Here is an 11,356-nt window from a genome sequence, read left to right as displayed (position 1 = left end):
GACAGCCGACAATAGCGTGCTGTCGGTCCGATCCGGGTGATGTCGCCGTCCCCGCGCATCGTATCCGCCTGTGCCACGATCGAGCCATGGCTGCGATCCCACCCACCGACCCCGAGGGCAGCGCCGACGCCGGGAGTCGCGCGGCGTCGGACCGGGGGGATCTCCCGTCCCTCTACTACGGCATCGCCCGCTCCGCCGACGCCACGACGGTCCACGACGAGTCCGGGGCCCTCACCTTCTTCAACGCGGCCTGCTCGCGGCTGCTGGGGTACGACGCGGACGAGCTGGCCTCGCTGACCGGACACGGCATCGTGCATCCCGACGATGCGGGTCTGCTGGCCGAGGCCACCGAGCGCGCCACCGACTCGCCCGTGGGCGCGGCCGACACCGAACTCCGGCTCGTCCGCAAGGACGGGTCGGCCGTGCGGGTGACTCTCGGCCTCTCCCGAGTCGAGGTCTCGGGGCGTCGCTACCTCGTCGTCGAATCCGTCCCGGCCTGACGGCCGCAGGCCGACCCGCACCGATGTCCACGCTCGACGCGTGCCGGAACCGGTCCGCGCTCCCCCCGGCGCGGTCCGATCGCCCGTTCGGCTACTACGTCGACGACGTCTTCGGCTGCGCGGTGACCGTCGGCACGCCCCGGGTCGACCCCCTGCTCTGGCAGCGCTTCCTCGAGGGGGCGCGCGCGAGCTACACCCGACACGGCGTCGCCGCGGCGCTCGAGTTCGACCGCATCGCCGACGGACGGTCCACGACGCTGTTCTTCTGCGCCGTCGACGAGGCGGGGCGCGTCCTGGCCGGAGCCCGCGTCCAGGGCCCGTACGACCGCCCGGACGAGACCCACGCCGACGAGGAATGGCGGACGCTCCCGGCCGGACGCGCCGTCCTGCGGCGTCTGGTGGCCGCGCGTCTCCCGGACGGGGTGGCCGAGTTGAAGACGGGGTGGGTCGACCCGACCGTCCCGCGCGAGCGCCGCCTGGCGGACATGATCGGGTTCGCCGGGCCGCTCGCCGCCACCGTGCTCGGCGTGCGCCACACCCTGGTCACCGCGGGCGACCACGCCCTCGCACTGTGGGAGCACGCGGGCGCCGTCGTCGCCGACGAGGTGCCCCCCACCCCCTATCCGACGGCTCGGTACCGCACCCGCCCCCTCTTCTGGGACCTCGAGACGTTCGCCGACCGCGCCCTGCCCGGTCACCGGCGCCGCATCGAGCAGGCCGCGGATCACCTGCGTCGTACGGCGACTCGATCCCCCGCGCGCGCCCGGGCCGTCTCCACCGGCGCCCGATCCGAACGGAGAACCTGAGTGAGCACTCCCCCGACGCCCGACGACGGCGCCGCGACCGTCCTCGATCCCCGCGACCCCCTCGATCTCCGGGCGCTGCACCGACTCTCGCGGACACCCGGCATCCGCGTGCTCGACACGCTGGCCCGGCAACGCTCCGCTCTCGCCGAGGTGGTGCCGACGCCGGACCCCGAGATCCTCGCCGAGGCGCCTCGGTGGGTCCACTACCCGTGGCGCCACTCGCTCGTGCACCTGCTCGGGCCGCGCGGCTTCCGGCTGCTCCGGCTCGACCGCAACCGGAACAAGATCACGACGGCGGAACAGGAGCGACTGCGGAGCGTGCGGATCGGCGTCGTCGGGCTCAGCGTGGGCCATGCGGTGGCGCACACCCTCGCTCTCGAAGGCCTGTGCGGCGAACTGCATCTCGCGGACTTCGACACCCTCGACCTGTCGAACCTCAACCGCATTCCCGCCGGCGTCCTCGACCTCGGCGTGCCCAAGACCGACGTCGCGGCCCGGCGTATCGCCGAACTCGATCCCTACCTCGACGTCCGCTGCCGACCCGAGGGCATCGCTCCGGAGTCCGTCGACGACTTCGTCGCCGGCGTCGACCTGGTGATCGAGGAGTGCGACTCCCTCGACGTCAAGGTGTTGGTCCGGGAAGCCGCACGGCGACAGCGTGTTCCAGTGATCATGGAGACCTCCGACCGGGGCCTGCTGGACGTCGAACGGTTCGACCTCGAACCCGACCGCCCGCTCTTCCACGGCTCGGCGGGCGTGGTCACCTCCGACCGAGTGGCCGGGCTGAGCACGCACGACAAGGTGCCGTACGTCATGGCCATCCTCGGAGCCGATCAGGTGTCCGCGCGCTTCGCCGCCTCCATGGTGGAAGTCGATCGCACGGTGTCGACGTGGCCCCAGCTCGGCGGCGACGTCGCCCTGGGCGGAGCGACCGTCGCCGCGGCGGTGCGGCGCTGGGCCCGGGGCGACGCACTGCCCTCGGGCCGCGTCCGCATCGACGTCGACGCGGTCCTGGACCGGCTCGGCGACAGCGTGATTCGCACTGCGGAGCCGGCGGCCCCGGTCCCGGCCCGCCGCGCGCCGGACGACGCCGGAACCACCCTCGCCGACCGCCTCGCGTACTACACGCGGCGCGCTCCGTCCGGTGGCAACGTCCAGCCCTGGATCGTCGAGACCACCGACCGGTCCGTGACCGTCACCCTCGATCCGCGGCGAACGTCGGGACTGGACGTGCGTCGGCGCGGCAGCGCGGTCGCCGTGGGCGCGGCGGTGCTGAACGCGCGCATCACCGCCGCCGCGGAAGGGTTCTCGACGACCGAGACGGTGACCGATCTCGGGGACGACGTGGTCCGGGCGGAGGTGACGGTGGGGTCGGGCGCGATGTGCCGGGCGGACGCGGAGCTGTTCCCCGCGATGACCACGCGGGCGACCAACCGGCACCACGGCACGCCGCACCCGGTCGACGCCGCGACGGCGGGCGCTCTCGCCGACGCCGCGGCCGCGGAGGGATGCCGGTTCGTGCTCACCGGCGACCGGGTCGCATTGACCGAGATCGGCGAGATCCTCGCGGAATCGGACCGGGTTCGCTACCTGACCCCGCACCTGCACGCGGAGATGATGTCGGAGCTGCGGTGGCCGGGAGATGCGGACCCCGACACCGGAATCGACGTCGACACCCTCGCCATGGACCGCACCGACCTGGTCAAGCTCGACGTGGCGCGGCGACCCGAGGTCATGGCCCATCTCGCGAACTGGGACACCGGATCCGCCCTGGGTGACGACGCGCGGGATCGTCTCGCCGCGACGTCGGCCGTCGGGGTGGTGGTCGTCGACGGCGACGGGCCCACCGATTTCGTCCGCGGCGGGCGGGCCGTGCAACGCGTCTGGATCACCGCCGAGCGCTGGGGCCTCGCGGTGCACCCGGTGTCCCCGGTGTTCCTGTACGCGCGAACCGACTCGGAGTTCCGGGAACTCGCGCCGCGTCACGCCGACGTCCTGGCCGCACTGCGGTCGCGTCTCCTGGGTCTGTTCGGCGTCGATCCGACGGCGTCGATCGGGTTGGTGATGCGCCTGTCCCACGGGGCGGCGCCGGCCCCGCCGAGCCGTCGCAGGCGGGGGTGACGCGCGACCGGTCACGGACGGGTGCGACGCGCCCGTGCGCGGTATTGTCGCGCCGGGATCCGAACAGTGCGATTCCCGAACGCGCCGAAGCGGATGCGTTCGCCGGCGCGGGCGAGGAGGCACCGACGGTGGAGTGCTCACCGAGCCTCGACGTACTGGTCACCCGCGTCGCGACACACCTGATCGGCGCCGACGCCCTCACCGCCACCACCGCGTACCGCGCCGGTCTCCGCGACCTGCAGGCCTGGTTCGGCGTCGACACGGTGTTCCTCCGTCACCACGACTCCCACCATCGGTCGACCACGCTGATCGCCGAATGGCCGCCGCGCGAGCACGTTCCGGATCCGGACCCGCTCGGCGTCGTCGAGTTCGCCGACGCCGACCCGGTCTTCGCCGCCACCGAACATCTCCGGGAACCCCTGGTGTTCCGGCCCGGCTCCCCCGCCCGCGAGTACGCCGAACGGGTGGAATCGGCGTCGGGCATGAGTGCGGTGTCCATGGTGGCGGTGCCGCTGCGGTCGGGTCCGGCCACCACCGGGGTGTTGGGATTGGTGGCGCAGGGCGACCGCCAGTGGACCGACGACGAACTGAGTGCACTCAAGGCCACCGCCTCGCTGTTTTCCCAGGTCCAGGCACGGGTTCTCGCCGAGGACCGACTGCGCTGGGCCGCCCGGCACGACGCCCTCACCGGGTTGCTCAACCGCCGGGGCATGACCGACGAGCTGACCGCGCGGCTGGCGGCGGGTCGGCCCCGGTTCGCGGTGCTCTACTTCGATCTGGACCGCCTCGAGGCCCTGAACGACGTGCTCGGGCACACCGCGGGCGACGAGTTCCTGCGCACCGTCGCGGACCGACTGCGCCGGTTCTCGGACGACGATCTGCTGCTGTGCCGGTGGGGCGGAGACGAGTTCGTCCTGGTCCTCCCCGACGCCGACACCGAGGACGAGGCCTACGTCGAGGCGTGCCGTCTGCTGATGTCGGTCACCGCGCGTGTCGAACTGGCGGGGGACGTGGTCTCCCGGACCGCGAGCATCGGGGTGGCCGTGGCCCGGCCGGGCCTCGACACCGTCGACTCCGTCATCGCCGGCGCCGACCAGGCCGCGCTGGCCGCCAAGACCGCCGGCGGCAACGCCGTCTCGCTCTTCACCGACGAGATCCGCCGACGCACGGCGCTGCGCAACGACATCGAGCTGCATCTGCGTGCGGCCATCGAGAACGACGCGCTGCTGTTGCACTTCCAGCCGGAGATCGACCTGCCCACCGGCCGCATCACGGCCGTCGAGGCTCTGGTCCGATGGATGCACCCGACGCGCGGGATGATTCCGCCGGTCGAGTTCGTCGGCATCGCGGAGTCGGTCAACCTGGCCACCGAACTCGGCCGCTGGGTGCTGAACGACGCCTGCCGGACCTTCGCCTCCTGGCGTCGTCGGCTCGGCGCTCTCTCGATCACGCTGCGGGTCAACGTCTCTCCGGCGCAACTGGTCTCGCGGGACTTCGTCGGCGTCGTGGCGGCCACGCTGGAGCGCCACGGACTCGCGCCCGGCGACCTGTGCATCGAGATCACCGAGGTCGCCGTCGTCCACGACGTCACACTGGCCGCCCGCGCCCTCGCGGCGGTTCGGGACCTGGGCGTCCGCGTCGCCATCGACGACTTCGGTACCGGATACAGCTCGCTCTCGCACCTGAAGACGCTGCCGGTGGACGCCGTGAAGATCGACCGCGAGTTCGTCGCCCACCTCGACACCGACGCCGACGACCACGCCATCGTCGGCGCCGTCGTCACCCTCGCGACGGCGTACCGGTTGGACCTGATCGCCGAGGGGCTCGAGACGGTGGCGGCGCGGGAGGCGCTGCTCGAACTCGGCTGCACCCGCGCGCAGGGATACCTCTACGCCCGCCCGGAGCCCGCCGACACCGTCTACGACATGCTGCGGGTCGGCGTCCTCACCCCGTCCTGACCCGGCTCACTCGCCCTCCGCCTGGTCCGGCTGCGTCCCGGCGGCATCCTCGAGCTCGTCCGGATCCGCGTCCGGATCGCGGGTCGAGTCGTAGGGCCGCTCGGAGGTGTGCGACGGATCCTCCGACACGGGGGACTCGCTCTGGCGTTCGTTCTCGGACTCGCTCATGGCCGTCGCGTACCCCGACATCACCGCGGCAACCGCGGCCGACCGACCGGGTAACGTATGGCCCGCGCCGCCGCGGGTCACCGCCGGGCGCGACGGGGCGGTAGCTCAGTCGGTCAGAGCCGTGGACTCATAATCCATTGGTCGCGGGTTCGAGCCCCGCCCGCCCCACCCTCGTTCCCCCTCACGCCCGGCGTCGCCGTGGTGCGGCCACCCCCCTGCTCGGGCAACCTCGCGCGACCTCGTCGATCGGTCGGATCGTCTCGGTTTCTGCTACATTTTGAACTTCCAGTTTGTTTCGTCGGCTGTTCGCCGTCTCGTGGCCTCGTTACGGCGGGCGGCGAGACGCGGGCACCGCAGTACCGGAGGGCGCAGGACGGTCAGTGGCGGCGATCGAGCAGGAACCGGAGGACGGGCCCACCGCGCTGGTCCGCGCCGTCGGCGCGGCGGTGGATCGCTCCCCCGCCCCTGTTCTGCTCGTGCGCGCGGACGGACGCGTCGTGCGCGCCAACCGCGCGGCACGTCTGCGCCTCGCGGACCATGCGGCGTCCGCCGAGTCCTGGACGCTCGAGGTGCCCGCGGCCGGGATTCCGGGTTCACCGGGCACGGTTCGGGCGGGTGATACGTGGTTCGGCCGCGCCGAGGTGGCGTTGTCGTCCGGAGAGAGGGTGCCTGTGTCGACCTCGGCGTTCGCTGTTCACGATCGGGACGACGACCCGTTGATCGTCGCCACCCTGCGCACCCCGGCCCCCACGCTCGACGGGCCGGAAGGTGCGGACGACCCGCTGCAGGCCGTCCTGCGGGCGTCGCGCGACGCCGTCGAGCGCCACGACCTGCTGGCCGAGCTGTCCCGCCTCGCGCTGCGCGGTCGGATGGACGATCTGCTGGCCGCCGCCGCGGACACGGTCGCCTACCTGCTCGGCGCCCGCCTCGCGACGGTGTCGCGGGTGCACGCGGACCCCGCCACCGTCGAGACGGTCGCCGTCACCGGCGACGCCGATGCCGCCGCGGCGCGCAGCGGTGACTCCGTTCCGGCCCTCGTCGGGGAAACCGGCGCGCCGATCCTGTGGCGCGGTGACCCGGGGGACGACCGGGTCGACGCCGACGCCATGCTGGGCGCGGGACTCGGGAACGCCGTCGCGGTCCCCATCGACGGTGCGGGTCGTCCGTGGGGCGTGCTCGCGGTGTTCGGCCTGAACGTCACCGGTGTCGGGGCCGCGCCCGGTCCGCTCGTGGCCCCGGCGCGCTCGTCGGACGTCGTGCCGGAGCCGTCCATCCTCGACGAGGTGGCCGACGTGCTGGCGGCGGCGGTGCACCGTGTCGGAGTGGAGCGCGAGCTGCGGTACCGCAGCCTGCGTGATCCGCTCACCGGCCTTCCCAACCGCGCGCTCGCCCACGACCGCATCGGATCCGCGGTGCAGCGCGGCGTGACCGCGGGTACCTGCACCGCCGTCATGCTCATCGACCTCGACGACTTCAAGTCGATCAACGACGGGTTGGGCCACGAGGCCGGCGACACCGCGTTGATCCAGGTGTCCGCGCGGCTGGCCCGAGCGTCGCGGCCGGGTGACACCGTGGCCCGGCTCGGCGGCGACGAGTTCGTCGTGGTGTGCGAGAACCTGCGGGACGAGGACGACGCGGTGGCCGCGGCCGCGAACTATGCCGACGCCGTCCGCGCCCCGGTCTCGGTGGACGGGAACGATCTGGTCATCACGGCCAGCATCGGGGTCGCGGTCACCACGACGGACGTCCCGGTCAACGAGCTGGTCCGCCGCGCCGACGTCGCGATGTACCGCGCGAAGGACACCGGCCGGGGCCATCTCGCCCTGTTCGATCGGGACGATCGCGAGCACCGACGCCTGCAGTTGGCGTTGTCGGCGGACCTGCGGGCCGCGCTGGAGAGCCGGTACCTGACGCTGGCGTACCAGCCCATCTTCGACATCGACACCGGGCGGATCGCGGCGGTGGAGGCGCTCGCGCGGTGGGACCACCCGACGCTCGGGTCGGTGAGTCCGGAGACGTTCGTGGCCATCGCCGAGCGCACCGGCCAGATCGACCGACTGGGCCTGTGGGCGCTGCACTCCGCGTGCCGGCAGGCCGCCGAGTGGCAGGCCATCGCCGACATCGGTGTGCGGGTGAACGTCTCGGCGCTGCAGTTGCGGCAGCCCGGCTTCGTCTCGGCCGTCGCCCGGGTGCTCGCGGACACCGGCCTGCCGGTCGGGCGCCTCGGGCTCGAGATCACCGAGACCGTGTGGCTCGCCGACACCGCCCAGGTGCGCGACGCCCTCACCGAGCTGCACCGCATGGGGGTGTCGATCCTGCTGGACGATCTGGGCAGCGGACACAGCTCGGTCACCTACCTCAACCGCTATCCGGTGATTCAGGCGTTCAAGATCGACCAGAGCTACATCCAGGCCATGCCCGGCAAGCGACCCGAGGCCATCGTGTCGGCGATCGTGTCGCTGGCCCATGCGTTCGACGTCACCGTCGTGGGCGAGGGAGTGGAGACGGAGGCGCAGTTCGAGCGGCTGCGTGAGAGCGGATGCGATCTGGCTCAGGGCTTCTGGCTCGCCGAACCCACCGACGCCGAGACCATGACGGACATGCTCCGGACCCGACGCGCGGGCTAGGACCCGGTCACTCGGCGGAGTGGTCTCGCGCCGACGTCGACCGGACGAATTCCGCCGCGACGTCGCGGACGCGCATGCCCCGGCGCTGCGCCTCGGCGGTGAGCGTCGCGAACGCGGCCTCGGCGTCGACGCCGTCCATCGCCATCATGATGCCGCGGGCCTGTTCGATGGGCGCTCGCTGCTCCATGGCCTCACGCAGTCCGCGCACGGCCGACGTCGCGTCGCTGTAGCGCGCGTGCTCACCGATGGCGCGACCCACCGTCGTCGTGATGCCCTCGAGGACGTCGGTGTCGAGATCGTCGAAGGCGCGTTCGGCGAGGCCGTAGAGATTGAAGGAGCCGATCACCCCGTCCAGGGTCCGGATGGGTGAGGCGAGCACCGAGAGCACACCTTCCGCGCGGGCGGCGTCGGTGAACTCGGGCCACCGCTCGTCCTGCTCGGTGCAGTTCACCACCACGCTCTCGCCGGTGCGCGAGGCGTGCAGGCACGGGCCCTCACCGGCCTCGTACTGGTGACGGTCGACCGTCAGCGTCAGCTCGTCGGTGTACGTCGCGGTGTAGGTGGCGCCGTCGAAATCGATTGTCACGCCGCAACTGTCGGCACCGGGGATGATGTCGTGGGCGAGGTCGACGGCGCGCTGCAGCAGTTCGACCACCTGATCGGTGTCCTCGATGCGACTGCCCAGCGCCCCGAGAATTTCCCCGAGCCGCGCGGGCGTCAGGCTCGATCGGGCCTGCCCCTCGGTGTCCATGGTGATATTCGATCACACGGGGCGCGAACCGGCCGGAACAGACGGGATCCGGCTGCGTAGGCTCGCCCGAGGGCGCTACTCGTTTCGGCGAGCACGGCGTCGGGTAGACGCCCGACGGTGCCGGGATGTCCCCGACCCGGCCGTCCGTGTGCTCACGCGGGAACAGTCGTATCCGAGCGATCAGGCGAAAGCGGAGGAACTGTGGATCCGGAAGTGCAGCACGAGCCCAGCGAGATCACGTACGACGAGAGCTTCTATCCGGCTCGACCTCGTCCGCTCAAGCCCTCGGTGCGACGTGCCTACCGGACGGCGGGCGACGTCCCGCGCAGCGACGCCGCGGCGGACAACCCCGAGTACGTGTCCTGGCTGGTGCAGCGGTCCATGCTGCAGGACGCGAAGCTGATCGCCGAGCAGCTGTCCGGCAAGGGCAGCATGTGGCAGAACCCGTACGCCTCGCCCGATCCGCGCGGCGCCGTCGAGCGCGCCCCGGTCTGGTTCACCGCCTACCCCATCTCGCTCATCGCCTCGCCGGGCCAGAGCTTCCTGGCCACGCTCGGCGACGAGTCGCTGTGGCAGCTGTTCTCGGACATCGGCATCACCGCGGTGCACACCGGTCCGGTGAAGGAGGCCGGCGGGCTGCACGGCTGGCACGCCACCCCGTCCGTCGACGGGCACTTCGACCGGGTGAGCATGCAGATCGACCCGGCGTTCGGGTCCGAGGAGGAGTTCCGTCGCCTCTGCGTGGTCGCCTCGGCGTACGAGGGCATCGTCATCGACGACATCGTGCCGGGCCACACCGGCAAGGGTGCCGACTTCCGGCTCGCCGAGATGGCCTACTCCGACTACCCCGGCATCTACCACATGGTGGAGATCGAGCCGCAGGACTGGCATCTGTTGCCCAAGGTCGGGGCGGGCCGGGACTCGGTGAACATCGACGCGGACGCCGAGGCCGAACTGGCCAGGGCCGGCTACATCGTCGGTCAACTGCAGCGCGTCATCTTCTACGAGATGGGCGTCAAGGAGACCAACTGGAGCGCCACCCCCATCATCCGGGGTGTCGACGGCGTGGAGCGGCGCTGGGTCTACCTCCACTACTTCAAGGCGGGGCAGCCGTCGATCAACTGGCTGGACCCGTCGTTCGCCGGGATGCGGCTGGTCATCGGCGACGCGTGCCACTCCATCGCCGACCTCGGCGCGGGCGCCCTCCGTCTGGACGCCAACGGCTTCCTCGGCGTCGAGCGTCGCACCGAGGGGCCCGGCTGGTCGGAGGGCCATCCGCTGTCGGAGGCCGCGAACCACCTCATCGCGAGTGTGGTGCGCAAGATGGGCGGCTTCACCTTCCAGGAACTCAACCTCACCATCGACGACATCAAGGCGATGGGCGGCAGCGGCGCGGACCTGTCGTACGACTTCATCAACCGCCCGGCGTACCACCACGCGTTGGTCATGGGGAACACCGAGTTCCTGCGGTTGACGATGAACCTCGCGCGCGATCACGGCGTCGACACCGGCTCGCTGGTGCACGCGCTGCAGAACCACGACGAGATGACGTTCGAGCTGGTGCACTTCGCGACGCTGCACAAGGAGGACGAGTTCTCCTACGGCGGTGACGTGATCACGGGCGGCGATCTGGGTGATCAGATCCGCGCCGAACTGTGCGAGCGACTCACCGGCCGGTGGGCGCCGTACAACCGCACGTTCACCAACAACGGCATCGCCTGCACCACGGCGTCGGTCATCACCGCGTCGTTGGGCATCCGCGACCTCGACCGCATGGACGACCGCGACATCGAGACGGTCAAGCAGGCGCACCTGCTGCTCGCGATGTACAACGCGCTGCAGCCGGGCGTGTTCGCGCTGTCCGGATGGGACCTGTGCGGCGTGCTGCCCGTGCCGGCCGAGGAGGTGGCCGACCTGATCGCGGAGGGCGACACCCGCTGGATCAACCGCGGCGCGCACGATCTGATGAACTACGCGCCCGAGGCGACGAGGTCCGAGTCCGGCATTCCGCGCGGGCGCAGTCTCTACGGCTCGCTGCCGGAACAGATGGCGGACGCGCAGTCGTTCGTCCGACAGCTCTCCCGTGTGCTCGACGTGCGGAACCGCTACGGCATCGCCACCGCCACGCAGCTCGACGTGCCGTCGGTGTCGCACAAGGGGCTGCTGGTGATGGTGCACCAGCTGGCCAACGGGGCGATCTCGGCCACGGTCCTGAACTTCACGGGTGACGAGATCGTGGCGACCGTGCAGTCGAAGCACCTGCCCGGCGGCGCGACGGTGATCGACCTGTTCACCGATCACGAGATCGGGACGGTCGACGAGCTCGGCAGTTTCCCCATGACGCTCGCCCCGTACCAGGGGGTTCCGGTGATGCTCCGGGGCTGACCACCCGGCGTCGCACGCGAGGAAGGTTAGGCTAATCTAT

Annotated in this window: 8 protein-coding genes and 1 tRNA gene; 7 read left to right on the top strand and 2 right to left on the bottom strand. The window is 71.6% G+C overall.

Annotated features, from left to right (window positions below; translation table 11 throughout):
- Positions 1-86 precede the first annotated feature (86 nt).
- The 4 genes from HQ603_RS11010 to HQ603_RS10995 all read left to right on the top strand — a co-directional run bounded on the left by HQ603_RS11010 (position 87) and on the right by HQ603_RS10995 (position 5,385).
- Entirely contained in the window at positions 87-500 is a 414-nt protein-coding gene (locus tag HQ603_RS11010) for a PAS domain-containing protein (RefSeq protein WP_222684588.1), read from the top strand.
- Positions 501-523: 23 nt separating this feature from the next.
- Complete coding sequence (locus HQ603_RS11005; protein ID WP_222684587.1) at positions 524-1,306, top strand: hypothetical protein; 783 nt, start codon at positions 524-526, stop codon at positions 1,304-1,306.
- The gene (locus HQ603_RS11000) at positions 1,307-3,427 is read left to right on the top strand and encodes an Rv1355c family protein (protein ID WP_222684586.1); all 2,121 of its coding nucleotides are present in this window, start codon (positions 1,307-1,309) and stop codon (positions 3,425-3,427) included.
- A gap of 128 nt (positions 3,428-3,555) precedes the next feature.
- The gene (locus HQ603_RS10995; RefSeq protein ID WP_308126461.1) at positions 3,556-5,385 is read left to right on the top strand and encodes a putative bifunctional diguanylate cyclase/phosphodiesterase; all 1,830 of its coding nucleotides are present in this window, start codon (positions 3,556-3,558) and stop codon (positions 5,383-5,385) included.
- Between the two features lie 6 nt (positions 5,386-5,391).
- Here HQ603_RS10995 and HQ603_RS10990 read toward each other — a convergent pair whose 3' ends face one another.
- The gene (locus tag HQ603_RS10990) at positions 5,392-5,553 is read right to left on the bottom strand and encodes a hypothetical protein (RefSeq protein ID WP_222684632.1); all 162 of its coding nucleotides are present in this window, start codon (positions 5,551-5,553) and stop codon (positions 5,392-5,394) included.
- A 94-nt stretch (positions 5,554-5,647) separates the two neighbouring features.
- On the opposite strand from HQ603_RS10990, the gene HQ603_RS10985 reads away from it, so the two are divergent.
- Both HQ603_RS10985 and HQ603_RS10980 read left to right on the top strand, forming a co-directional pair.
- Positions 5,648-5,721, top strand: a tRNA-Ile gene (locus tag HQ603_RS10985).
- Between the two features lie 212 nt (positions 5,722-5,933).
- Positions 5,934-8,180, top strand: coding sequence for a sensor domain-containing protein (locus tag HQ603_RS10980; protein ID WP_222684585.1), 2,247 nt, complete (start codon positions 5,934-5,936; stop codon positions 8,178-8,180).
- 7 nt (positions 8,181-8,187) lie between these two features.
- On the opposite strand, the gene HQ603_RS10975 is transcribed toward HQ603_RS10980, so the two are convergent.
- Entirely contained in the window at positions 8,188-8,931 is a 744-nt protein-coding gene (locus tag HQ603_RS10975) for a GAF and ANTAR domain-containing protein (RefSeq protein ID WP_222684584.1), read from the bottom strand.
- Positions 8,932-9,132: 201 nt separating this feature from the next.
- On the opposite strand from HQ603_RS10975, the gene treS reads away from it, so the two are divergent.
- Positions 9,133-11,316: a maltose alpha-D-glucosyltransferase gene (treS, locus tag HQ603_RS10970; RefSeq protein ID WP_222684583.1), complete on the top strand. Its 2,184-nt coding sequence runs from the start codon at positions 9,133-9,135 to the stop codon at positions 11,314-11,316.
- Positions 11,317-11,356: the final 40 nt, after the last annotated feature.

The sequence above is a fragment of the Rhodococcoides corynebacterioides genome, assembly GCF_019834675.1.
Classification (GTDB): Bacteria; Actinomycetota; Actinomycetes; order Mycobacteriales; family Mycobacteriaceae; genus Rhodococcoides; species Rhodococcoides corynebacterioides_A.
Note: the sequence above shows the minus strand (reverse complement) of the source record. Positions and strands in the feature narration are given on the sequence as shown.